Source organism: Pseudoalteromonas ulvae UL12 (assembly GCF_014925405.1).
Taxonomy (GTDB): Bacteria; Pseudomonadota; Gammaproteobacteria; order Enterobacterales; family Alteromonadaceae; genus Pseudoalteromonas; species Pseudoalteromonas ulvae.
In genome coordinates this window covers 218,600-244,347 of the sequence record NZ_AQHJ01000023.1, presented here as the reverse complement: position 1 = coordinate 244,347, position 25,748 = coordinate 218,600, and the positions used below count along the sequence as shown (strand labels likewise).

Genomic DNA, 25,748 nt, shown 5'->3' with positions numbered 1-25,748 from the left:
ATCGGATTGGGGTTGTTATACGTATTTAATAGCCAATTTAACAACTCTTCGAGTCTATGGATTCAGCGATTAATATAGTGTGGTTCAAGCGGGATTTGCGGTTATCAGATCATGCGCCTCTGCAGCAGGCATTTTCTGAGCATCTCCCGGTTTTATTGATCTATAATTTTGAGCCGATTTTATTGAATGATGTGCATTACACTGAGCGGCACTGGCGCTTTGTATGGCAGTCGTTAATGGATTTAAACCAACAGCTTGCGCGGTTTAATTGCCAAATTTATATCTTCAGTGAAGCAATGGAATCGTTACTCAATTCGTTGAATCAGCAATTTGAGATCAATACAATTTACAGTCATCAAGAAATTGGTTTGGCTAATACGTTTGCGCGCGATAAAGCGGTAAAGGCTTGGTGTGATAGTAAACAAATTCAATGGATTGAAAGTCCAACGGGTGCGGTTGTCAGGGGGAAAAAGAACCGCCGAGATTGGCAAACATTATGGGAGCAGACGATATCATCACCCGTAGCCACTCCAAATTGGCAGCAGATAAACCCGCTGACTTTAACGACGTATCAAGTCCCAGATCACTTGCATGCATACCAAGTTATTGATCCGCATTTTCAGCAGGGTGGGCCAAAAGCAGCGCGTGCTGTACTGAAGAGTTTTTTCGCTGAGCGGGCAAAAGGATACCAAAAAGGGATTTCCAGCCCGAGTTTAAGCCAAACACATTGCTCGCGTTTATCGCCATATTTAGCGTGGGGTAATCTGAGTTTGCGCCAAGTGTATCAACATGCAATTACTCATTACCATGATGCAAAGCAAGGTTGGAAAAAACCACTTGCCTCGTTTATTTCTCGCTTGCATTGGCATTGTCACTTTATGCAAAAATTCGAAAGTGAATCTCGGATAGAGTTTGAGCCACTCAACAATGGCTACCAAGATTATCCATTTCGTAATGATGATTCAGTGAGTCAGGATTTAGTCTTATGGCAACACGGAAAAACAGGGATCCCTATTATTGATGCCTGTATGCGCTGCTTAAAAAAGACGGGGTATATTAATTTTCGGATGCGTGCCATGTTAGTCAGTTTTGTTACCCATCATTTGAATATTTCTTGGCAACAGGCAAGCTTACCTTTGGCGCAGTATTTTCTTGATTTTGAACCGGGGATCCATTACCCGCAAATTCAAATGCAAGCCTCTGTAACTGGCATTAATACTATCCGTTTGTATAACCCAATCAAGCAATCTCAAGACCAAGATCCGAGCGGCGAGTTTATCCGTACTTGGTGTCCTGAACTTAAAAAGTTACCGACCGAATATATTCATCAGCCTTGGTTGCAGCCGCCAATGGAAGCCATTTTTAATGATTTTAATTTAGAGCAAGAGTATTACCCACCTATGATTGACTTAGATGTTGCAGCCCAGCAAGCCAGAGAGCGATTATGGGACTTTAGAAAAAAAGACGCTGTGCAGCGTGAGGTGCGCCGAATTTTACAGCGACATGTCAATGTTCGGCCCAATAACCACAGTCAGCAGTCTTAGCATGGCTCATAAAAAAGTTCATTTACCCAGCAAAATTTGCCCGATATGCCTGAGGCCATTTAGTTGGCGAAAGAAATGGCAAAAACAGTGGTTGCAAATTAAGTATTGTTCGCAGCGATGCCGAAAGGATAAAGCGGCTAAGCAACTTTTCTCAGATGATTAAGTTGTTGTTTTAATACTCATGATTTGCTTTATGCGTCTCGGTCGTGATGTTTTTGAATAAACGATGGATCATTGATTTTTATGCACTTTACAATAGCTGCACCAGCGCTTAGCATGCAGGTTTTAAAAAGGAGTATTCAATGAATCGTATTTTAGTATGGGCTTTATTAGGATTATGTATTGCGCTCAGTGGTTGTCGGACAACGATCCCAATGCCTGATTATGGTCAACAAACGATTGCCAATTATGGCCAAACTCAGCCTGATATTAACCAAATCGAGCAGTCGATTATTAAAGCCGCGGTATCCCTTGGTTGGCAAGCTCATGTTGTAGATGCAGGCAAAGTGGAAGCAACACTCAATATTCGTACACATCAATTAGTGGTTATGATTACGTATGATGAGACTCATTATAAGATTGATTATGTTGATTCAACGAATTTGAAATATGATGGTAAGAGTATTCATCGCCAATACGCCAATTGGGTGAGGAACTTAATGAACCGTATTAATGCTAATAACGTCAGAAGTTAATTACCATAGCAGGTTTTTATCGAGATAAACGAATAATAAGGCCACGGCTCTGTGGCTTTGTTATTTAGATGCTTAACAGTCATTTTCCCATTTTCCCAAATATTAACTGTCTATCCCCAAAATAGTCCTTTCATCACTTAATTGCATGGTTACTTTGTCTATCGGTCAATACTTAGGCCATCAGATTAACGCGTCACACAACACGCGCTCAGTTAAGAGAGTTTTATTATGCAAACATCAGTTGATAACGGTTATTACCACAGTGCAAGAGAAACCCATAATGCTGGGTTTATGCGTCGTCTTGCCGCTTACCTTATTGATGCCATTTTACTGGGTCTTATACTGGCAATGAGTTTTGGTATTTTCTATGGCGATACCCAATGGCTGGAACTTCAAAGTGAGTGGAGTGTCAACCATGTGTTTTATGACAAACTATTACCACTGGTGTTAGCTATTGTGTTTTGGGTTAAAAAAGCGGCGACCCCGGGAAAAATGGTGATGTCGACCCAAGTGTTGGATGCAAAAACTGGTTTACATGTATCACCCGCTCAGGCGCTACTTCGTTATGTGGGTTATTTTATATCGGCAATCCCTTTGGGTCTGGGTTTTATTTGGATTATATTTGATGAACAAAATCGTGGTTGGCATGACATACTAGCAGGCACAGTGGTAGTCAAACACGCTTAAAAGAATACACACTTTGCAGAGCCCTCGTCTAACTGAGTTAGCGTGGGCTTTTTTATTGCCAACAAAGAGCAATGTTGTCATCAAGATAGTCGTGACGTTTGGCACCTGTTTTTGATCTGATATGCGTCAATAATCAACCTTCCAATGACTAGAGGGGTTTATTATGAACAGTGTAAAAAGCCGTGTTATCAGATTGTTTTTCAGATTATTACCGATAGTGTGTCTGTTATTCATCATTAATATATTGACTGTCCCAGATTATTTGTGGGTTAAGTGGCCTGCAATGGGGATGTTGATTGCTTTAGCAAGCTTTACCTTAGTTGCCGTTACTGAGCAAGCTCATAGGGAATAAAGGTCGTCATAATTAATTGCTATAGTAATCGTTATTGTGTTTTTGTTCGTATTTTATTTAGAGGTAAGATATGAAAAACGATTTATCGAGCAAGACAATTTTATCTGTGTTTGACTACATTCAGCGTCATGGTGATAAACAGTCACAAGGGTACTTTTACCAAGGGATCACCGCGTTTACTGATTTTGATGGTTATACTCTCTATTTGCAGGGCAGTGGGGTATTGATGCGTTTTGGTTTTCACAATACCTACCACCTTGATTACCAAAGTGAGAAAAATAAGTCAGATTTTTTAGCGAAAGTGACCAGTATTCATCGGCTTATTGGTTCTTAGAAATGGTGTATGTCAATCGTCCGAGACGCAAGCCTCCTCGTACAAAAAAAGACACTCAGCACCAATATATTGAGCGAGTGATAGAAGAGTTGCGGCAATACCCCACTAAATTGGCAATTATCAAAAGGAATTGCGACGAATATCGATCGCAGCTTTATTTAAAAAAGGGCTTCTTGCTTGCAATTGAGCGTTTTGATTGGGTTTTTGAGGTTGACGATGATGTTGAGCGTATCGCTCAGCAAATTTTAGCAGACGATTACATTGGTCAGCGTTTACGTCGTTATCCGCTTCTTTTTAAAGGTGTGTTGTCACAGCAAAACGCTGAAGGTTAATTGACTTTAACTGTTTGTACCACACGCATCTACCTTGCTTTTATGTATGATTACACAATAATTTAGCTACTGTTGTCCATTAACACTGAGTTTAGTATTGTGCTGTTAACTGAACCATTTTTTTTATTGCTCATTCGCTGCCGCATTGTATTCGTTGTATGCCTTGCTTTATTCGCTTTTAGTCTTCGAGCTGCAGAAGTGTCGCAGTCCGTCATGGTAAACAATCCTACTACGCTGTTTCCTCAGGCTGCGCCTTTGCTTCGCACTATAGATGATGAAGGTAAAATTAGTAATGGGGTTATCACTAGTGCTGTTGAGTTAACAAATGGGCAAATGTGGTTTGGTACTCAAAATGGCTTAGTTTACTTTGATGGGGTGCAATTTGAATCCTTTCCTCATCAACCCAATAATCCAGAATCTCCAGCTGCTAATTATATCGTGGCGTTAGCGCAAGATAGCCAGCAAGGGATTTGGATGGCGACACGAACGTCAGGCTTATCGCGCTATAGTCCAGTACATAAAACGTATCAACACCTCAATACACAATCACAGCCTTGGCAGCTGCAAAGCGACACTCTTCGAACCTTAATGATTGATAGCCAAAACCAGTTGTGGGCAGGGCATGAACTGGGTGTTGAGCGAGTATCCCTTGCTACCGAGCAAGTTTCATTTTTCGAAATGCCTGTGGCTGGCAGTATTACTTACCGTATTTATGAAGCCAGCAATGGGGATGTGTGGGCCTGTACCACAAAAGGTGTATTTAAAAAGGCCAAAGACAATGATGAATTCATTGCAATATCGACGCTCACAGAACTCGATGTAAGAGCTGTTTACCAAGATAAACAGGGCACTTTTTGGCTGGGGTCACGCAGTGGCTTATGGTTTTGGGATGGGAAAAATAAATTAGACAAGTTTATGCCGCCTAAAACATTAATTAATCAAAATGCTTATGTGCGTTCAATTGTACCGCTTGAAAACGGTCAAGTGTGGGTTGCAACCTACGGCAATGGATTATGGGTGCTCAATGCGAAAAGCCATCAATTTGAGCGCCACTTGAAACATGATCCGTCAGTAAAAAGTAGTTTAGTTTTTGATGAAATAGGGACTGCATTTTTAAGTAAAAATGGTGCTTTGGTTATTGGCACTTGGGGCGCAGGTTTACAGGTGATGAACGCCAATACAGCGAGCAGCTTTGTGACTCTTCGCCATAGTTTACAACACGACAACGGATTGAGTTATGCCAATGTACGCACTGTATTAGAGCTTAATAATGGTTTAATTGCTGTGGGCACAACCGGCCAAGGAGTCGATATTATTGATCCTCAGCGAGGTCGAGTAAGCTCGATTAATCGCACTAATGAGGGCAAAGCATTGACCAATGTTGTCTCTTTAGCTCAGCAGCAATCAGGCACAATATGGGCAGGTACCGCATCGTCAGGTTTAGTTAAATTAGACCTCGATTCAAAGCGATTTATCCCTTCTGGAGTGATAGGAATTAACAAAGGTGCAGTGCTGCGTATGTTGGTGTTACGCAATCAAACTTTAGTGGTTGGGACCGCCAAAGGTGTATGTTTAGTGACCTTGAAAAATAATGATTGCCAGTATTTACACAAAAAAAGTGATGGGCAAATCATGTTAGATACTGTCACTTCCTTGCTCGAAGACCAATTTGGCGCACTCTGGATTAGTACACACAATGGCGTGTATCGTTTAGCTCAAGCTGATACAGAACTCGATCATTTTAAGGCTGCCACGATTGAGCACAGCCTTAGTCATAATTATGTGTTAGGTATGGTGAGCGACTTTGCCGGGTCAATTTGGTTGACCACGAGTATTGGCTTTGATCAAATCACAAACCTTGATCAGGCTGACCCGATGTTTACTCGTTTAAAGCAACGTTTGCCGATAACAAAACGAACACCTGGTGCCAATATGCTGTTAGACAGCAGCGGGCGCATTTGGAGTGCCACCAGTGTGCTGGATATTAATGCTGAAAAGTACATGTCGTTGGGCAAAAATGAAGGCGTTGATTTTGGTGTTGCATGGCTAGGTGCATATACAAAAATGCGCAATGGTTTAATGTTATTTGGCGGAACTCAAGGTTTATTAATTATTGATCCGGATGAGTTTGAGATGACGCACTTGCCGAGTGATTTTAATGTGACGCGATTAGACATTAATGGCCAAGATTTTCCTTTGTCGCGTTTGCATGGATTGAAATTTTTGCCAGATGAAAACAATGTCAGATTTCACTTCGCATTAAGTGATTTACTCTTTGAAAAAACAGTAAAATATGAATATTGGCTTGAAGGTGAAACCCAAGAAAAATGGCAGGCAATCGATAGTGGCATCCATTTTGTACAGTTCAATAATTTAACACCTGGTCACTATGTATTGCGCATGCGAGCAAAGTACCCTAACTATCAGCAAATGCCTGTACCAATAGCGATTAAATTTACCGTCTTACCTGCTTTTTGGCAGACTTGGTGGTTTAAGATTTTGGTTGTGTTATTGATTACAGGGGTAATTTTACAGATTTTTAGATGGCGGATTGGTTTAGTGAGGGCTCAAGCGACAAAATTGGAAGATCTAGTCAATCAGCGCACTCGTGAAATTCAAGTGATTAATCAAATTGGCCGACAATTCACACTTCAGCTGCTGCTCGATGAATTATTGAATGATATTTATGGGCAGATTAATCAAATTTTTCAGGCCGATCGCTTTGGGATTGGGATATTAAACCCCGAGAAGAATTTGCTTGAATTTGATTACGCCGTTGAGCGAGGTGTGCGATATCTTGCTTATTCACGCTCTCTTGATGAGCCTGGGCAGCTTGCTGTGTATGCGGTCAAGCACAATCAATCAATTTTAATTAATGACTATGAAAAAGAATACCAGAAGTACTATCCGCAGCAAGATTTAAACGAACACACACTGAGCAGCGGCAGTAAAGAAATCAAAGCAGTATCAATGATGTACGTCCCAATGCAGCACAATGGTGAAATGCTAGGGGTGATCAGTATTCAAAGTGTGGTGAATAATAGCTATAGCGAGCATGATTTAACATTACTCGAAAGTTTGGCTGCGTATGCGACGATAGCTGTGTCCAATGCACGCTCGCACTTAAATTTAATGCAGGTTCATCAAAACTTAAAAAATAGCATGGAAGAATTAAAACATACTCAAGAGCAGCTCATTATGCATGAAAAAATGGCCTACTTAGGTCAGTTGGTGGCTGGTGTCGCCCATGAGGTGAATACTCCGCTTGGGATTACCGTAACAGCAGCAAGTGTATTGGATGATCATACGCAAAATTTACAGCGCCACTTTAGTAATGAAACACTCTCTCGGACTCGGTTACATGACTTTTTCGTTAGTGCAGAGCAAAGTATTCAATTAATCAAAGATAATACTGAACGTGCTGCTTCCCTTGTGCAGCGCTTTAAGCAAGTGGCGGTTGAAAGCTCAAGTGATAATGAAACGCAGATAAAACTTGATGAATTTATTGCCGGGGTTGTGGCCGGACAACAATCTTTACTCGATTTGAAAGGTATTGCCGTTGAAGTGGTGGTACCTGATATGCTTGAAATACAAACGTATCCAGGAGCTTTAGCGCAAGTGCTATTTTCATTATTAAATAATGCGATTATGCATGCATTTAGTGATCATTTAGCGCCGAAGGTGTTGATAGAAGTAAAAGTGGTGCAAGCACAATGCTTTATTTCAGTTAGAGATAATGGCAAAGGGATTGATCCTCAGGTGATTGATAAAATTTTTGATCCGTTTTTCACCACAAATCGGCTGCAAGGTGGAACTGGTTTAGGGCTCAGTATTACCTTCAATTTAGTCCATCAGGTTCTTCAAGGTACGATTCAATGTCACAGTGAGCTTGGTAGCGGTTGTGAGTTTATGATTAGTTTACCGCTTGTAGCTCATCGGACTAAGTAGGGGTTAATCCGACACATTGAAAGGGTACTTTGCAAAGTGTTGTGGAAAGAGTGTTTTAATTCTGCGTAATTCACTTGGAATATCATCAGAAATGGTTTCGCAAGGCATAATAATAAATAACTTGCGCGAGTAATCGAGCGCCATTGGCACAACAGGTACTTGGCTTTTATTCGCAATATATAAAAAACCACTTTTCCAGTGTGCTGACTTTTTACGGGTCCCTTCAGGGGCAATACCGACGATCAGTTGTTCGTGTTGAGCAAATGCGTCACTGACTTGCGCAACGATACCGTGAGCTGCAGTTCTGTCAACCGCAATGCCCCCCATTTTTTTTAAGAGCCAACCTAATGGGCCAACAAACAGCGTGTGTTTGCCAAGAAATTTGATTTTAATATCAAGACTGAGTTTGACGGCGAGGGCAATGATAAAATCCCAATTTGAAGTATGAGGGGCGACCGCAGCAACAAACTTTCCTTGTGCAGGAAACTGCCCGATGACTTGCCAGCCACTGAGTCGCAGTATTGTTTGCCCAATCCATCGCCCAAGTCGGCTGTTGGTCCGGGGTAACTCTTTAGGAAGGGTATCGGGATTGATATACATAGATTTTCCTGATGACAATGGCCAACATTTAAGATGAAGGTTATCACAGCATTTTACGTCTGCACATAACTTGATGGTTTGCTCTGCAGTCGTTTGGTAACTCTGGCCTTGTATGTTCCTTATTCGTTACAAGACGAAAGTAATATTATTTTATATACTCAGTAAAAATGCAGTGCAGAGTGTCCTTTTGAAATACTTTTTATTGGCTGTTAGTTTGCTTTTTTTTCATCTCAGTGTCAGTGCAAAAGAGCGCATTTTATTACTGAGTGATGATGAAAATGACCGCCAGCAGTTATTGAGTTTACAGCCTGTTTCATTGGCAACCGATACGCTTAATTTAGTGCTCAATCAGTTAACAGATGAGTTCGATTTTGACGTGCAAAGTGCCCCTATTTCTCGCATTGATCCATTATTAGACCGCCATGAAAATGCATGTGTTGTAAACAGAGTCAAAACCCCTGAGCGACAAGCGCAGTATCTATTTAGCTTGCCAATTCACATGTTTCCTAATCACCGTCTGTATTACGATCCTTCTTGGGTGACCATTAGTGCTAAGCAACTTAATAAGCAAGGGCAATTGTTTTCATTACAAGCGCTGTTCACTGAACAATTAGAGCACAAGTTGTTATTGGTGAAAGATAAGTCATATGGGCGATATTTAGATTCGCAATTAGCATTACTTGATAAAAGTAACACACTGTACCGCTCTGGCGGAGATTATTACACTGCGCTATTGGCGATGCTTGAGAGACGCCGTTCAGAGTACGCCTTAATGTTTCCTGCTACTTTTTTTGAGCAAACCGGCCAAAAAGTTCAGGGCAAGCAGATTCGTTCAGTGGCCATAGCAGGTAATCCCACTTATATTTTAGGCCACATTGCATGTAAACAATCAGAGATAGCAGCCACTTTTATTGCTAAGGTTAATCATGTTTTAAAACAGCTTTATCATGATGAGCGCTTGTATCAAGCCCATGTGCGTTATTTAAGTGAGGCTGACAAAATACATTTTAAACAAGATTATCGCCAAGTTTTCCATAGCCCTGACTAAGCAAATACGCCACGCTATTGATGTATTCACCAAAGTAATGAACAGTAAGAGTCACACCGTGATTTTTACTTAAGATCATGAAAATAAAGTTAATCATTCTATTTATCGTCTACGCTTAATAAAGAGCACTCGATGCTGTGTGAGCGTATTTATAGATGGGCGAGTAGATTATAAAACACAGTGAAAACCGACTAAGTAACAACGATTACCCTCATTTTACTCGTTTCTTTCATACTCTTTACACATCAATATGCTCAATTTTTTGTATAAAAATAATGAATGTAGGTGGTTATGCTTAAAATAGGGATTTTAGTAACGGGTAGTGAGGTCGATTATTACCTTAAAAGCTTGCTTGAGCAACTCAGTGAGCAGGTGGAATGTGAGTTGGTTTTTCTTATTCAAGCTTCACCAAAAACCAACGTGAGTCGACTGAGTAAGCTACTGGATGTTTTGCATCGTGGGCAGATCATGCGTGTGTTATCTGGGCGCTTTTTTAATTTCTTTACCCAATTAGAAAAACGTTTATTGCAACGTACTTACCCCGAATTGGCTCAATACGAAGCAAGCTTTGATATCAGTGAACTCATCACATCAAGCCTAACCATCACCCCTCAGTTTTCTGCCTCAAAGTGGGTGGTGCGCTTTGATGATGACAGCATTGCACAATTGAGAGACCAATCGTTCGATGTGATTATGCGTGGCAATGCACCGGGTATTTTTCGAGGTGATATTTTGTCAGTTGCTAAACATGGTTTGTTATCTTTTCATCATGGTGATAATCGCTGGAATCGAGGAGGGCCTGCAGGGTTTTGGGAGGTGTATCAAAAGCGCTCAAGCACCGGCTTTATTGTACAAAAGCTCAGTGAAGAGCTTGATGGGGGGCAAGTCTTGGCTCGCGGGAATTTAGCCACTGCTCGCTCGTTTACAGAAAATCAGATCAAAATTTTTAGCCAAAGTATTTCGACTTTTGTTGCGGTGGTGAGCGATATCGCAAAAACTGGGCAGATACCGAGTGTTGAGCCTTCTCTTCCTTTTAGCCACCCCATTTTGACCACCCCAAAACCATGGCAAAGTATGTGGTATTGTTTGTGCTCAACTTCATCGTTAATAGGCATTCATCTGCTTCAGCGCTTTTTGTCATACCAAGATGTATGGGGGGTGGCGTTTGTACGCAGTGGATGGCAAAACGCGGTGCTTAGTAAAGGTGCGGTGATTGAGAACCCCCGAGGGCGATATTTAGCCGATCCTTTTGTGATCAGCCATCAGCAGCAAACAGTGTGTTTTGTGGAGGATTACGATTTGGCTGAGCGACGTGGGGCGATTAGTGCGGTTGATTTATCGGCTGATAAACCTGTGTTTTTAGGCCCGATCATTGATGAACCTTTTCACCTTTCTTTTCCGTACATTTTTGAATATCAACAGCAACTATATATGATCCCAGAGTCAACTGCTGCAAATGGGATCCGTTTATATCATTGTGATTCCTTTCCAATGCAGTGGCAGTTTCAATATGAACTGATGCCAAATTGTGAAGCGGTAGATTCAATGGTGTTTGAATATGAAGGGCGCTGGTGGCTGTTTACTAATTTAAAAGTGGCAGGGGGTACAGAGCATTGCGCGCAATTGCATGCTTTTTATAGTGATAGCCCATTATCAACCAATTGGACCCCTCATCAGAAAAATCCCATTGTGTTTGATAGTGACATTGGCCGCAATGGTGGCATTGTCAGCGATGAGCATTCACTCTATCGTTGTCGCCAAGCGCAAGGGTTTAATAGCTATGGGGCTGGATTGAGTATTGCAAAAATTATTACTCTCACGCCCTCGAGCTATGAAGAGCAGCAGGTCAGTCAGTTATCTCCAGACTTTTTTGCTGATTTACGCGGCAATCACCATTTACATAGTAACGGTCAGTACAGCGTATTTGATTTTTTACGAGTTAAAAGTACGTGGCGGGCTGGCAAGTAAACGCCCCGAAGAATCTCTACGGGGCGAGTTTAGGTGGCTTAACTTGAGCTCAGGTTACTGATAAGTGTAACTAATAGTGACATTACTAAAGCTTTTATAGGCGTTGAGAGCTAAAAACCACTGACCTTGTGCTGGATTGCTGATGGTACAGCTTTCATTATTACCATTTTTGTAGGGGCGGCATTGATAGTCGTTTTTGTTCGGTTGCTGATTGTGACGAACGTACAGATCCGCATCACCTGTGCCGCCAGAAAGCGCAACGTTTAAAGACGTGACACCTGCGGGCAAGGTAATGTGTTTGTAAATCCAATTATCCGTAGCCGCACTTAAATCAGTAAATGATCCTTGTTGACCTGGATTGCCAGTATCTTCATCGTAAGATGCCAGTAAGTTCACATTGGCATAGGTACTATAGGCATTGAGCATCACATGGTAAGTCCCAGTTTGGCTCGGGGTGATGTCACATTTCTCATTGTTACCATTTTTAAATGGACGACAATCATAATTATTGAGGCTGGCTGCACTATTGAATTTGACGTATAAGTCAACATCACCTGTACCGCCACTGGTATTGATGGTTAAGTTTTTGGCATTGCCTGGCACATTTAAGGTAAAGAACTGTTGCTGGCCTTTTGCTGCACTTAAATTGGACACTAATTGCTTGTTTTGTAATTCAGAAGGAGGGTCAATCGGGTCGATGGGTCCCAGGTCAATCACTGTTTTACCGCTACTTGATTGCACTAAATTCATCACTTCGCCAACAGTATTGGCGTACCACCAGTTGATATTCTCAGGTAATGCAAGTGGGTCGGCTTGACGCTCGGCGCGACTGAGGCTGTTTGCACTGGCATCAAATTGCGCGGTGCGCACAGCGAGTTGGTCTGCAGTGACGTTTATCACTTTAAACTGTTGAATACTGGCTAAATCAATTGTCCATGATTTAGGGTTGTTTGCTGAGCGAGCGGGAGCCCCCCATGAACCTTCGCCCACATAAACCGTGCCTCCGGTGGTTGTTTCAGTAAAACCATTCCCTGAAGGTTTAATCGCTTGGGTGAGCTTGTTGATATGGGTGTCTGATTCGACAACTAGATTCATACCATAGGTGTAAAAGTGATTCGCCCACCAATTAAATAAAATAGTGTTATCTGATTTGCCACTATAGTGTGGATACATAGGTTTATGGTATTGCGCCACTTGCCATTTTGCGTTGTTACTGGCCATATCTTGCTGCAGCCACGTATTCATAGTATTGGCATGGCTTGACCAGCCGCTATTTTTGAACTGACTATTGAGCGTATAGACTTTCAGCAACGGTGATAGTGTCACAGCGCCATAAGTGTCTTTCGCATCACATTGACCATTTTGGTCGTAATCGACTCCAAACACTTGGCATAAGGTATTGTAGTTATTGTCTTCGTGATTGCCATGAGTGGGTATAAACGGGTAAATACGCTTATAACTCAAGCCATTAATCGTATCGTCAGACATGGTTAACTGCCAGTCATCCAAGTAGGTGTTCATTTCTGAAGCCGAGTTGGCATTAGTATAATCGCCGCCGTGCATAATCACTAGGGGACGAATTTTTGCAACTAAACGGTTACCTTGACGACGAGTTGTCCAACCGGTGCGGGTATCGCCTCCTGCCACCATCACAAACCCAGACTGATCATTGGGAGCCGTTTGAAACCAGAGCCTATCGCCACACCCACTATCATCACACACCCGATAATAAATAGGCTGATTACTAGGTAAATTTTTCAAGGTGACAAAATGGCTTATTAAGCTGCCAGCAAAAGTTCGGGTTGCTGTAACAGATTGATTGGACCAGGCTTGTTCGTCGGTTGATAAACCATACTTAACAAAATGGTTTTGACTTCCTGATGGGCTAAAACCAATAGTCGCTTGATTGCTGGGGTTGTGATCCCAAATAAGTCGGTGCTGTTTACTTGCCGCCAAAGTGTGTGTGGCCAATGTTAGCAGTCCTATCCCAATCAGGGATACATGACGCAGTTTCATAGTGCTTTCCTTTGTTGTGTGCGCTTGGTTTGTTGCCAAGCAATAGGTTTAAAAAAATGAAACTGTTCATGGGGCGCTGCTGGCCTCGCTCACTAAAATAACAAACGCTGCATTGCGATAGGGTAACGTGACCGCAGAGACGTCGGTCATATTGACTGCTACGGCTCCGTGTTTTAAATGCCCAAAAATACCACTCAATGGCTGATGATGCGTGCTTGACCAATAGTCGCCATGTTTCATATGGATAAAATAATCAGTAGTGATGGCGATTTGTCCGGGTCTATCTTGCGTTTGTTTTAGTGCTAATAATTCTGCTTGGGTAGGTAAGCGCCACTGTGTTTGGCCACATAATTGCTGTTGGTTTGTACGGCGGATCAGATCGTCGGTATCACAGCGTTTGTCTTCAAAGTAACAATCGCCATGATTTTCTTTGCCAATTCCGTTTTGGAACCAAGAATAGGTCCAGTTACCATCATGAATCGACTCATCGTCGGTTTTAGTTTCCCAAAATAACTGTTGTCGTTTATCGAATATACAGGCCCACGGGCCTTGCCAGGGCCCTAAAGGTTGGCCTTGGGATGATATTTTCTGCCAGTTAGGATCGGTCAATGGCGTGGGTGAGGTCTGTAATGCACCCAGATAAAGAAGGCCAACAATAAAAAATAAGCTTATTAAGATACGTTTTTTCATGGTGTTAAAAACGCCAATTGCAGAGGTCTATCGTGGCGAGTATGGGCGATTTGAGAGGCATCAAATGCACTAACCCATAAACATGTATTGTCCTGTAACCTGAGATCTTTAGTTGAACCTGTGTCGCGTTTTCGCACCATCTCTAAGGTCCAAAATCCTGCTTGCCAATGGCCTCTAGCTCGCACATCAGCGCGATCGCCTTCTATACGATTTGAGCGATAGAGCACTGAGGGTAATAAAGTGCCGATAGGGTAGGTATCATGTTTGGTTTGATAGGGTTGATAATCAAACCAGGTGCCAATGGCTTTTTCGGAGGGTGATTTATTGACTGAGGGGGATATGGGGAGTCGTTTGGGAGTAACACCATGTTGCGAGTACCATTGCCAATTCATCACATAAACACCTGATTCGTGGCTATCTGTCGCGTATCCTGCAGTATATCGCCTTGAACCTGTTTGTGGTTTTAACGGTGCGCCAATAAAATTATCATCGGCTAAAAACATGTCGTTAGTGCGTACGGCTTTCCAATGCCATAAGTCACGAGTTTTGCCATCTAAACTGGCATGATAGCCTTTAGAGTGGGTATTTTTCGGTTTATTCTTGAGTGGTTGTGGTCCAAGGTGTGCGGTACCATCCGCACCGTGAGCGCAAGTCTCTGAGAGCATGACGGCAAATTTGTCTTCATAATATTGCGTTTCGTTATATTGATAAAAACCATGCCCCTTCACCTGCCAACCTTGTGCCGTTTTTTCTAGTGGTAGGTGTTGTAAACTCGCCGTGGGATCGGCCCAGCGAAATAAAAAATAGACCTCATCCTCATTGGCCATCGCTTTAATCTCGACTTGAGTTTGGCCATCAACAAAGTTAGCTCCCCCATAAGTATGGACTGTGACGCTTTGCGCTTTTTGCCAATTTGGTTCAAGCGCTTGGCCATCAATGTCGATAAATGTATCTAAAGACAGAGGTGTAACTGTGAGTTGTTCGCGACCAGCTGTGGTTAGCACAGCAGCATATACAAATACTGCGCCGCTAATGCATACCAGTCCTGTGATCCATGTTTGTTTTTTATGCCAAAGCTTGCGGGGTATTAAACGGCTAACTAGCCGAGCGCCTTGCTCTAACCAATAAATATAACTGTGTAAAAATAGGTATAACACAACGCCAAATACGCAGTAGTAATGCCAGTTTGCATTTATTGCTAAAGCGCCATTGGACAACCAACGGATCCAACCGGTCGCTAAGGTAAGGATTAATACCACATAGCCAAATTGATTGACGAGCCGATGATAGCGCGTTTTTAATTTAAGATTATGAGTGGGTCTTTTTAGTTGTTTGTAATAGTAGACAAAATAGATAGCTACGCAGGTTAACAGTATGCCAGCATAAAAATGCCAAGTATGAACTCTACCTTGGGGCAGTATGGCGGATAGCCATGCAAAGTCTTGGTGGCTGACTAAGCTAATCCGCAAACCAGTAAAAAGGCTAATAAAAAGCGCCAAAATGGCCAAAACATGCGTAATTGCAAACCGAGAGTGTAATGTTTTGATAACGCGGTCATCCAGACTATGAAATTAACATATTAATAACATAGCGATATGACAGATGAATTACACTTTTTAGGTACTAAAATTTCAGAACAATTAAGAATAGGTTATTACGTATTGGATAGACTAGTTTGCTTTATGGGTTATTTTACTTGTTAAAATATTGGCCAAGCACCGCTTTCAGATCAGCTAAATTAAATGGTTTATGGACATGCCCATCAGCACCACATTGGTATGCGAGCTTGATATCGCGCTCAGAGGTATTGGCTGTAATCACAATGATAGGGACGGTGATGTTTTTGTCTTTACGAAGTATTTCTATGGCTTGAAAGCCATCCATAACTGGCATGTTTAAATCCATAAAAATCACATCAAATGCAGCGAGGTTTTGGTGTTCAACGGCCTTGAGGCCATTAGCAACTTCGTAATGAGTGTACTCTAGTTGATCGAGTGTTTTGCCTAAGATAACTGCATTGAGTGGATTGTCTTCAACAATAAGGCAATGAAGCTTTGTGGGGAGCTCGATGTTACTCTCGGTACAGTGAGCGAGAGGCACCTGCAGTGATATCTTAGTGCCATGAGGATGACAGCCTGTTAATTGCATGGTTGCATCCATAGCGTTCAGGATATGCTTTACGCGGATAAGCCCAAGGTGTAGGCCCTGAAAATGATTGCTTTGTTTATCTTGCGCATTGTCGTGTTCAAATAAATCGGTTTTAAAACCACGGCCACTGTCTTCAATGGTAATCTTCAGCGTACTTTCTTCCCCTTGACTGTGATGCAAGTGGCAGTTGATTTTCACATGACCGTGTTCGGTAAATTTTATTGCATTATCAATCAGCTCTTTGATGACTTTCGCAAGGCGCTCGTGATCGGTATCAAGTTTAATGGACATGTCACCTAGGCACTCATATTGCCAAATTAATCCTTGTTGTAAGCAAATTTGTTCAAACGGTTTGATAGTCGTATCTAACGTGCTTTGTAGTGAGTGTGAGGTGATATTGAGTTGCCATAACCCAGACTCAAATTGCTCAAAGTCATTAAATTCATCTAATAACAAACGCAAACGATGCGCGTAGTTCTGTGCTTTTTTTAGATTGCCACTGTCATCACTGTTGGTCGCAAGTTCATCAAGGCTAAATAGCAATCCTTGTAGTGGAGTTCTAAGTTCATGATTTGTTCTGGCGATAAAGCGCTCGCGCACTGTGGTTGCAAGCTCTGCTTTTTCTTTTTGTTGTTGATAGCGAGTGAAGGCATCTTGCACTTTTTTCTCAAGAGGCATGAAAATAAACTTAAGTTCAAATACTAAAACAAGCAATGTAAGTAACCATAGAAAAAGCTCCAAATGAGAAAGCAGTTCTATTTTATCTACTGCATTATTTTCAAATTGCTTAACTGCATGATCGAGGTGATTTAGCAGGGCCGTCATGGGCTGAATTTGTAAAGCGTCGAGGTGTTTTTTACTTAATGTGTTGTGAGTTGATAAATCAGTGGCTAATGCAATAAAGTCTTCGACTTGCTGATTGAGTTTCACTGGCTCTTCGAAATAAAGGGCATGTAGTTCAGGAGTTAAATAAAGGTAGTCGCCACTTGCGTCGCGCTTGATAAGCTGTTGATGGTTGTCATCAAAGCTCGCTAAATCTTGTGTTAAAGCTAAGTGCACTGCTTCGGTATTCGCTTGTGCTTGTTGTTGATTGGGGGCGTGATGCCAACTTAAATAGGCACTGTGCCAGGCGATTCTTTGTGACAACATGCGTTGCATCCCGGCGATATTAATCACTGTCGCGTCTTTTTGTTGCACTGATAACATTGATTGGATCAACAGCGCTGAGCAGCTAGAAAGTCCTGCGATGAGTAAAAGCGCGATGCGGTATTGAGAACGGATATTGGCAATGATTTGTAGCATAAGATTGTTGATATTCCTTTGCATTGTCATTACAAGTGTAGACCAAGTGAATTAGAGTGGAATAAATAAAAGCCGGGCAATTGTATACGTTTGGCATCAAGAGATTCGATTGACTCAACTGAAATGTGACATGGCAGTAAATCGTCATTTTAACGCATTTAGGGGGAGTTATCGGTAAAAAACCACATTCTGGCGCAATTTGATTGTAGTTTGTTGCGCACTTCCTATGATGAAATCCAACCGTGTTTTTATCATCCATCAATCACCAATAATAAATGGAAGTGACCCAACTATGAATAAAATGATGACCTCACTGCTAAGTGCTGCGGTCTGTCTTGCACTGACAGCTTGTACAGAACCTTCAAGCAGTCATTCGAGCCCCGAAGTAGCGAAATCAGCTGATACAGCGGTTAGCAACAACGTTTTACTTGCGCCTTTTACTGGTCCTTACAATGGTGTTCCTGCGTTTGATAAAATGAATTTAGCCGATATCAAACCTGCTTTAGAGCAAGCCATGGCGACCAACTTGTCTGAAATAGAAGTCATTGCATCACAAAGCGCCCCAGCAACGTTTGAAAATACCATCGTGGCATTAGAGCGAGCAGGGCAAGATTTAAGCCGTGTGTTTACTTATTACGGCATTTTACGTTCGAATCAATCAAGCCCTGAATTTCGTGCCATCCAAAAAGAAATGGCGCCAAAATTATCGGCGTTTAGCTCTAAAATAACGCAAAATGAGGCGCTTTTTTCCCGTGTCAAAGCTGTCTACGAGTCAGACGAATTAAACACTCTGACGCCCGAGCAGCAACGTGTGACTTGGCTTGCGTATAATCGCTTTGCGCGTAATGGCGCGACACTTAACGCAGAAGATAAAGCGCGCTACGCAGAGATTAATCAACAGCTGGCAGAACTGCATACAAAATTTGCCAGCAATGTGTTGGCAGATGAAGAAGGCTATGTGGTCTTTTTAAACCAAGAGCAGTTAGGTGGTTTGTCGCAGTCGCAAATTGATTCAGCCGCTGCAGCCGCTAAAGAGCGAGGAAAAGAAGGGCAGTACGCCATTACTAATTCTCGTTCATCAATGGATCCATTCCTAACGTATTCAACCGAACGCGCTTTACGTGAACAAGTATGGAAAAATTACTATAACCGCGGTGGTAATGGTGATGAATTTGATAACAATGCGGTCATTAAACAAATTTTAACCTTGCGTGATGAGCGTGTTGAATTACTCGGTTACGATAACTACGCGCAGTGGCGTCTTGAAGATCGTATGGCGAAAACTCCTGAAAACGCGATGGCATTGATGAATAAAGTGTGGCCAGCAGCGATAGCTCGGGTGAAAGAAGAAGTGGCCGATATGCAAGCGATAGCCGATCAGCAAGGGGCAGCTATCACCATTGAACCATGGGATTACCGCTTTTACGCAGAGCAAGTACGTAAAGCAAAATACGATTTAGATTCAAACGAGGTTAAACAGTATTTACAGCTAGATAATCTTCGTGAAGCGATGTTTTATGTCGCGGGTCGTTTATTCAACTTTAATTTTACTCCGATAGCTGAAGGGTCTGTGCCCGTTTTTCATGAAGATGTCAAAGTATGGGATGTAACGGATAAAACGACAGGGGCACATATTGGTCTATGGTACCTTGATCCGTATGGTCGTAAAGGCAAGCGCTCAGGTGCGTGGGCAACCACTTATCGTAGCTTCACTTCGTTTGATGGCCCTAAAACGGTGTTGTCATCAAACAACTCTAACTTTGTGAAAGCGCCAGAAGGTAAGCCAACATTGGTTTCTTGGTCGGATGCCGAGACTTTTTTCCATGAGTTTGGTCATGCGCTTCATTTCTTATCAGCCAATGTGGTGTATCCAACCTCAAATTCTGGCGTGAGAGATTACACTGAGTTTCAGTCGCAATTATTAGAGCGCTGGTTAACTACAGACGAAGTGATTAACCAATATTTAGTGCATGCACAAACTGGTGAGCCAATGCCAAAAGCGCTGGTGGATAAAATCAAACGTTCAGCCACATTTAACCAAGGTTTTAGCACCACAGAATATTTAGGCTCAGCCCTGATGGACATGCTTTATCACACCACTGATCCCGCTAAAATTGATCCGGCCAAATTTGAGCAAGCAGAACTTGCCCGTTTAGGTATGCCAAAAGAAGTGGTGATGCGCCATCGCAGCACGCACTTTGGGCATATATTTTCAGGTGAAGGCTATTCGGCTGGGTATTATGGTTATTTATGGGCCGAAGTATTGACCTCTGATGCTGCGGAAGCGTTTGCCAGCAGCCCAGGTGGATTTTATGACCAAGCTCTAGCAGATAAGCTCGTGGAGCATTTGTTTAGTGTCCGTAATGCGGTCGATCCTGCGCAAGCCTATCGTTTATTTAGAGGCAAAGATGCCGATGTGAGTGCATTAATGCGTGACCGTGGCTTTCCTGTGCCAAAGTAAATTAACTAACACGAAAAATTTAGTATCCCCAACCACAAAGGCCTCAAATTAGAGGCCTTTTTTGTGTCAGTCGCAAGTTCCAATTGCATGGCGTGATTATTTATTTGATAGTAGCTAGGGGCTGTTGATCTTTCGTGATGATTTTTGCAGCGAATGTAGGGGATTTATACAAGGCAGCGCTTTTGTGGTGTAGCGAGCTACACGAAAAAGCGATAACGCAGTAGAAATACCCAACAAACGCTGCCCGAAGGGTTCAGCTAAAAGCATACTTATCTTTGTTGAGCAGTATTTGCTTAGAATGACTAGGCTACACACTGCTCGTCGCGATAAAAACACTTTTATCTCGAACAAAATTTAACCACGAAAGTTCAACAGCCCCTAAAATCCACCTTTAGGAAATTTGAACACTATGTGTAGAAAAAAAATAACTATTAGCGGGTTGCTTTGCGCCGTATTAACAATGAGCAGCCAATTACATGGGGCGTCTTTAAGCCTTGAGCAAACCATTAAGCAACATTCTGCGCAGTTGCTCCCTCAGGCACTTCAAGAACTAGAGCAAAGCGTTAATATTAATAGCGGCAGTATGAATTTTACTGGCGTTAAGGCGGTCGGGGCGCTCGCTGAGCAGCAGCTATCGGCACTTGGGTTTACCACGCAGTGGCTCGATGGCCGAGAGTTTAATCGAGCTGGGCATTTATTGGCATCAAACATAAGTGATGATCCGCTGGCGACAAAAATAGTGATGATTGGTCATTTAGACACAGTATTTAGCCAAGATGATGCATTTCAAGCTTTTCGTCGCATCGACGACAATACCGCAGCAGGCCCAGGTGTTGCGGATATGAAAGGCGGCAATGCCATTATCATTAACAGCCTACGTATTTTAAAAAAGCTTGGCCTGTTAGAAAAACTCAGTATTCAAGTTCTGTTAACGGGTGATGAAGAAAGCAGTGGCGAGCCATTGCAATTGTCTAAACAAGCCATTGTTGACGCCGCTATTTGGGCTGATATTGCGTTAGGATTTGAAAATGGCGATAACAATATCGGCACCGCTATGGCGGCACGAAGAGGATATACAGGGTGGACATTAAAGGTCTCGGCTCAGCCTGCACACTCCTCACAGATTTTTACCCCTGAAGTTGGTAGTGGGGCAATTTTTGAAGCAGCGCGTATCTTACAGAGTATTCGCACTGCTTTATCGAGCCAAGAAAACCTCAGCTTTAACCCCGGACTTATCCTTGGAGGCACAAGGATCAATGAGCAAAGTGAAAGTTCATCTGGTCAGGCATTTGGTAAAAGCAATGTGATAGCCAAAGATGTGATTGTTAAAGGCGATTTACGAGCATTTTCACAGCAGCAGTTGATTAACGCTAAACAAGTGATGTCTGAAATCGTAGCTGACAATTTACCGCACAGCCATGCAACCATCGAATTTGAAACGGGCTATCCGCCAATGGCACTCAGCAAAGGGAATTTAGCGCTGCTAGCGCATTATCACCAAGCGAGTGTTGATTTAGGGTATGGTGCTGTGGTCGCTGCGAACCCACGTAAAGCGGGAGCTGCTGATATTTCGTTTGCCGCTAACCATGTTGAAATGGCGTTGGATGGATTGGGGTTGATGGGTCGAGGCGCCCATACCAAAGATGAAGTGGCCGATTTAACCACGTTACAAAAAAATATAGAAAAAACTACCTTGTTATTGGTAAGACTTATCAAGCCAAATTCGTAATCACACGTATTTTAAGCGAGCACCTATGACCTATTATCAAAAACTAACCGCCCATTTTGCCAAGTTAGACCGATTTAACCATTTAGCCGCGGTGTGTGGTTGGGATCAAGCAACCATGATGCCTACTGGTGGCAACCAAGCCCGGGGCGAGGCAATGGCTGAATTAGCGTTGCACATTCATCAATTGCGCACAGCCCCGCAATTGGCAGATTGGCTAAGCGAAGCCAAAGAAGAGACGTTGAGTATTATTGAAGCGGCAAACTTACGCGAAATGACCCGCAGCTGGCAGCAAGCGACGGTGATCCCCGATGATTTAGTACAAGCTAAGTCTTTAGCTGGGTCTCGCTGTGAACATGCATGGCGGACTCAACGAGCCAATAATGACTGGCAAGGATTCAGTACTCATTTTGCGGAAGTCGTCTCCTTATCACAGCAAGAGGCACAAATAAGAGCGCAGGCAAATAATTGCAGTGCATATGATGCCATGCTGGATTTGTATGAGCCGGGTGTTGATTCTGCTCAGCTTGATGGCTTATTCGGTGACATGAAAACATGGCTGACGCCATTGACCCAACAAATCATTGAAAAGCAACAAAGTGAGCAATTTATTCAACCATCTGGCTTATTTGCAGTGGAGCAACAGCAAGCTCTTGGTAAGTACGCCATGGCATTATTGGGTTTTGATTTTAACCACGGTCGTTTGGATATTAGCTCTCACCCATTTTGTGGTGGTACGCCGAGTGATGTCAGGATCACAACCCGTTATGATGAGTCTGACTTTGTGCAGTCTTTGATGGGCATCATCCACGAAACAGGCCATGCTCGTTACGAACAAGGATTACCCAAGTCATTGGCTGGGCAACCTGCAGGATTTGCTCGTTCGATGGGGCTTCATGAGTCACAAAGTTTATTTTTCGAAATGCAGTTAGGGCGTAGCGATGCCTTTATTTCGGCCTTAACAGCAAACATTCAGCGTGTTTTTCCTCATATTGATAAAGCGATGCTTAGTGAGCAAAATTTATTGAAGTTATACACACGAGTGCAACCCGGTTTTATTCGTGTGGATGCTGACGAGGTGACGTACCCTGCTCATGTGATGCTGCGCTATGAGATAGAAAGAGACTTAATGAATCAAAAAATTAGTTATCGTGACGTTCCTGATTTGTGGCAACACAAGATGCAGGCTTATCTTGGCGTTGATACTGCTGGCAACTTTAAAGATGGCTGTATGCAAGATATTCATTGGACTGATGGCTCGTTTGGATATTTTCCGAGTTACACGTTAGGTGCGATGTATGCCGCGCAATTTATGGCTGCAATTAAAAGCGTTATCGATGTCAATCAATGTATTCAAACGGGCGATCTTGCGGCTATTTTTGCGTGGTTGGAGAGCCATATTTGGCAAAAAGGGTCGATTATGACGACTGCAGAATTAATTAAACATGCCACCGGTGAATCATTAAATGTTGAGCATTTTAGGCTGCATTTACAGAGTCGTTACCTATAACTTGAAAAATATTAATACAGCACATGGAAGGGTACAGAACGGACATGTGCTGCCGATAGGATAAATACAGTCAACCAGTGAAAAAATAGTACAAGAAGTAGAGCGACAATGGATTATATCGCACGATTGATCACCCCTTATTTAGTTAATGAAATCGACACTGCAACTAACAAGCAACAAAAAGAGCAGGCAGAGCATCATAGACAACAAACAAAAAAGCACCTTCAGACTGATCAAAACCCAGAACGACAGCAAACGAATGCCCGTTATTATGGTTTTGAAGAGAGACGTAAAAATCAAGACCGCCGTCAACAGGCTGTGGCGCGGGGCCGTTGGATTGAATCTCGCACTAAGCGAGATCGTAGACAAGAAAATGGTTTTAAAACGATGATTTAATCGTGTTACCGCCATCTAAAAAAATAGCCGATTTGTAATAAAGCAATTCGGTTATTTTTTTGCAACTCTTTAGATATCACATACCCTTAAATAAACACACTGAGTTTAAGGGTTAATAGTGAAATTCAAGTATAAAATTGTCTTAGCCTCATCGTTGGTCTTATTGCTGGCACTCAGCTTTATCACAGTTAATCAATATTGGATTGTTAAAACGAAAATCGAAAATCAGGTTGCTCAGAGTGTCAACGAAATATTGCAAGGGATCAGTAATACCGTAGCAGCGCAAATGAAAGGTAAAGCCCAACTTGCAGCGCTGACGACTAGCTTAATCGAAAATACCCCTGACTTGCCAAGTGCCGCGCCTATTTTGGCCGCGCCAACCTTACAAGAAAACTTTATTTTGATTGGTTATGGTCAGCAAAGTTCAGGGCAATATGTGGCCAGTGACCCAAGTTGGGATCCGGGGGCGAGTTGGGATCCAAGAAAACGCCCTTGGTATCAAGATGCAAAAAATGCAGAAACGTTAATTGTTACTGCTCCGTATGCTGATGCGGTGAGTAAGGAAATCTTGGTCTCGATTGGTACGCCGGTGATGTTAAATAATCGTTTTAGTGGAGCGATATTCTTTGACGTTAGCTTATCGGCGCTTAGTGACATGATTAATGCGGTCAACCTTTTTGATGCAGGCTACGCATTTATGATCAGTGGCGATGGGCAAATCATTTCTCATCCCAATGCTGGGCTCAATGGTCAGCCATCAAGTCAGTTTTTGGGTCAAACAGATGTCTCGCAAACGATTCAAGAAGTGCTCATTGAAGATAAATTGCGTTTGGTGCAATTTAAGCCTGTTGATGGGGTGGATTGGTGGGTAGGGGTCGCGCTGGATAAAGACAAAGTGTATTCAGCCGTTACCGAAATGAAACGCGATGCGATTATTTATTCAATTATTTCGTTAATCGTTGGGGTAGGCGGATTAGCGTATTTTATTCATATATTAATGGCGCCATTGACTCTGATAAATCGAGCAATGCGCAATGTGGCCTCAGGCAATGCTGATTTAACCGCTCGTTTGGCTGCTAGTAATGAACCTGAGTTTGCGGAGCTAGCCAACAGTTTTAACCAGTTTACTCATATGCTGCAACAGCTTATCAATGATATTAAGGAGTTAGGTCACAAAATTTTGCAGGATGCCACTCAAACATCTAAGGGAGCAAACTTAACAAATGAAGCCATTCATCAACAACTAGCTGCGTTGGAATCCTTAGCGACCGCGACCAATGAAATGGCTGCGACCTCTGTGGTTATCTCTAGTACGGCCCAAGAAGCGGCGCAAGCGGTCGAGCAAACAGATCGCTCTGCGCAACAAGGGCAAACTATTGTGAACGATACCACCTCGGCTGTGGATTTATTGTCGACGCAAATAGATCAGGCCGTTGCTGTAGTCGCTGAGCTTGAGGTATCCACGAGCGGAATAGAAAATATTTTGTCGGTCATCAATGCCATTGCAGAACAAACTAATTTACTGGCATTGAACGCGGCCATTGAGGCCGCTCGGGCTGGGGAGTCAGGTCGCGGGTTTGCCGTTGTGGCGGATGAAGTCAGAACACTTGCACAGCGTACGCAAACGGCCACGACCGAAATTAAGACTATGATAGATAAGTTACAAAAAAATGCCTCGGCAGCCGTCGCAGAGATGAACCATAGTAAACACTCGGCAGGTCAAACTGTTGAGCAAGCAGCGCAGGCCACTCAGGCATTGAATGAGATCAGAGGTTCCATTGCACACATTGTTAATCTTAATAGTCAAATTGCTTCTTCCATTGATGAGCAACGTATTGTGGTTGAAGAAGTGAATCGTAATGCATTTGCAATTAAAGATATCTCAAATCGTGTTGCTGATGAGGCTGAAAATGTCGACGCAACGATGAAAAACCAAGTTAAAAATATTGCCACACAAGAGCAAATGTTAGAGCAATTTAAAGTGTAATATC

General features: G+C 42.6%; 20 protein-coding genes. 15 read left to right on the top strand and 5 right to left on the bottom strand.

The features are described 5' to 3' along the window. Window positions 1-56 precede the first annotated feature (56 nt). The 8 genes from PULV_RS04600 to PULV_RS04565 all read left to right on the top strand — a co-directional run bounded on the left by PULV_RS04600 (window position 57) and on the right by PULV_RS04565 (window position 7,892). Entirely contained in the window at window positions 57-1,544 is a 1,488-nt protein-coding gene (locus PULV_RS04600; protein ID WP_193331041.1) for a cryptochrome/deoxyribodipyrimidine photo-lyase family protein, read from the top strand. Continuing rightward, window positions 1,504-1,707 (top strand): DUF2256 domain-containing protein, encoded by a 204-nt coding sequence (locus PULV_RS04595; RefSeq protein WP_405127480.1) that lies wholly within the window; start codon window positions 1,504-1,506, stop codon window positions 1,705-1,707. Before PULV_RS04600 ends, PULV_RS04595 begins: the two co-directional genes overlap by 41 nt. 139 nt (window positions 1,708-1,846) lie before the next feature. Beyond that, window positions 1,847-2,239, top strand: coding sequence for a hypothetical protein (locus tag PULV_RS04590; protein WP_086742729.1), 393 nt, complete (start codon window positions 1,847-1,849; stop codon window positions 2,237-2,239). A gap of 228 nt (window positions 2,240-2,467) precedes the next feature. Then, a complete protein-coding gene (locus tag PULV_RS04585; protein WP_086742730.1) occupies window positions 2,468-2,926 on the top strand; it encodes an RDD family protein in 459 nt (152 codons plus the stop codon). 163 nt (window positions 2,927-3,089) lie between these two features. Beyond that, window positions 3,090-3,278 carry a hypothetical protein gene (locus tag PULV_RS04580; RefSeq protein ID WP_193331039.1) on the top strand — a complete coding sequence of 63 codons (189 nt, stop codon included), beginning with the start codon at window positions 3,090-3,092 and terminating at the stop codon, window positions 3,276-3,278. A gap of 70 nt (window positions 3,279-3,348) precedes the next feature. After that, complete coding sequence (locus PULV_RS04575) at window positions 3,349-3,612, top strand: DUF3081 family protein (protein ID WP_086742732.1); 264 nt, start codon at window positions 3,349-3,351, stop codon at window positions 3,610-3,612. Between the two features lie 2 nt (window positions 3,613-3,614). After that, window positions 3,615-3,944: a hypothetical protein gene (locus PULV_RS04570; RefSeq protein WP_227009351.1), complete on the top strand. Its 330-nt coding sequence runs from the start codon at window positions 3,615-3,617 to the stop codon at window positions 3,942-3,944. A gap of 99 nt (window positions 3,945-4,043) precedes the next feature. Continuing rightward, window positions 4,044-7,892 (top strand): ATP-binding protein, encoded by a 3,849-nt coding sequence (locus PULV_RS04565; RefSeq protein WP_193331038.1) that lies wholly within the window; start codon window positions 4,044-4,046, stop codon window positions 7,890-7,892. A gap of 3 nt (window positions 7,893-7,895) precedes the next feature. Here the strand turns inward: PULV_RS04565 and PULV_RS04560 are convergent, their stop codons facing one another. Next, on the bottom strand, window positions 7,896-8,492 hold the full coding sequence (locus tag PULV_RS04560; protein WP_193331037.1) for a lysophospholipid acyltransferase family protein: 597 nt from the start codon (window positions 8,490-8,492) through the stop codon (window positions 7,896-7,898). 187 nt (window positions 8,493-8,679) lie between these two features. Between PULV_RS04560 and PULV_RS04555 the strand changes: the two genes are divergently transcribed. Further along, window positions 8,680-9,540, top strand: coding sequence for a type 2 periplasmic-binding domain-containing protein (locus PULV_RS04555; RefSeq protein ID WP_193331036.1), 861 nt, complete (start codon window positions 8,680-8,682; stop codon window positions 9,538-9,540). Between the two features lie 291 nt (window positions 9,541-9,831). Further along, window positions 9,832-11,508 carry a glucosamine inositolphosphorylceramide transferase family protein gene (locus PULV_RS04550; RefSeq protein ID WP_193331035.1) on the top strand — a complete coding sequence of 559 codons (1,677 nt, stop codon included), beginning with the start codon at window positions 9,832-9,834 and terminating at the stop codon, window positions 11,506-11,508. Window positions 11,509-11,562: 54 nt separating this feature from the next. Here the strand turns inward: PULV_RS04550 and PULV_RS04545 are convergent, their stop codons facing one another. From PULV_RS04545 to PULV_RS04530, 4 genes are all read right to left on the bottom strand, one after another. Next, a complete protein-coding gene (locus PULV_RS04545) occupies window positions 11,563-13,524 on the bottom strand; it encodes a pre-peptidase C-terminal domain-containing protein (protein ID WP_193331034.1) in 1,962 nt (653 codons plus the stop codon). Window positions 13,525-13,590: 66 nt separating this feature from the next. Next, window positions 13,591-14,214 carry an Lcl C-terminal domain-containing protein gene (locus tag PULV_RS04540; protein WP_193331033.1) on the bottom strand — a complete coding sequence of 208 codons (624 nt, stop codon included), beginning with the start codon at window positions 14,212-14,214 and terminating at the stop codon, window positions 13,591-13,593. Then, window positions 14,211-15,734 (bottom strand): ethylbenzene dehydrogenase-related protein, encoded by a 1,524-nt coding sequence (locus PULV_RS04535; protein WP_405127484.1) that lies wholly within the window; start codon window positions 15,732-15,734, stop codon window positions 14,211-14,213. The genes PULV_RS04540 and PULV_RS04535 overlap by 4 nt, the downstream gene beginning before the upstream one ends. Window positions 15,735-15,906: 172 nt before the next feature. Continuing rightward, complete coding sequence (locus PULV_RS04530) at window positions 15,907-17,664, bottom strand: response regulator (protein ID WP_193331031.1); 1,758 nt, start codon at window positions 17,662-17,664, stop codon at window positions 15,907-15,909. Window positions 17,665-17,956: 292 nt separating this feature from the next. Here PULV_RS04530 and PULV_RS04525 point away from each other — a divergent pair, with 292 nt between their 5' ends. The 5 genes from PULV_RS04525 (at window position 17,957) to PULV_RS04505 (ending at window position 25,744) form a co-directional block, all read left to right on the top strand. Then, window positions 17,957-20,125: a M3 family metallopeptidase gene (locus PULV_RS04525; RefSeq protein ID WP_193331030.1), complete on the top strand. Its 2,169-nt coding sequence runs from the start codon at window positions 17,957-17,959 to the stop codon at window positions 20,123-20,125. 460 nt (window positions 20,126-20,585) lie between these two features. Continuing rightward, on the top strand, window positions 20,586-21,854 hold the full coding sequence (locus tag PULV_RS04520; RefSeq protein WP_405127479.1) for a M20/M25/M40 family metallo-hydrolase: 1,269 nt from the start codon (window positions 20,586-20,588) through the stop codon (window positions 21,852-21,854). A gap of 25 nt (window positions 21,855-21,879) precedes the next feature. Further along, the gene (locus PULV_RS04515; protein WP_086742743.1) at window positions 21,880-23,361 is read left to right on the top strand and encodes a carboxypeptidase M32; all 1,482 of its coding nucleotides are present in this window, start codon (window positions 21,880-21,882) and stop codon (window positions 23,359-23,361) included. A gap of 108 nt (window positions 23,362-23,469) precedes the next feature. Next, window positions 23,470-23,757: a hypothetical protein gene (locus tag PULV_RS04510; RefSeq protein WP_193331029.1), complete on the top strand. Its 288-nt coding sequence runs from the start codon at window positions 23,470-23,472 to the stop codon at window positions 23,755-23,757. 118 nt (window positions 23,758-23,875) lie between these two features. Continuing rightward, window positions 23,876-25,744 carry a methyl-accepting chemotaxis protein gene (locus tag PULV_RS04505; protein WP_193331028.1) on the top strand — a complete coding sequence of 623 codons (1,869 nt, stop codon included), beginning with the start codon at window positions 23,876-23,878 and terminating at the stop codon, window positions 25,742-25,744. Window positions 25,745-25,748 lie beyond the last annotated feature (4 nt).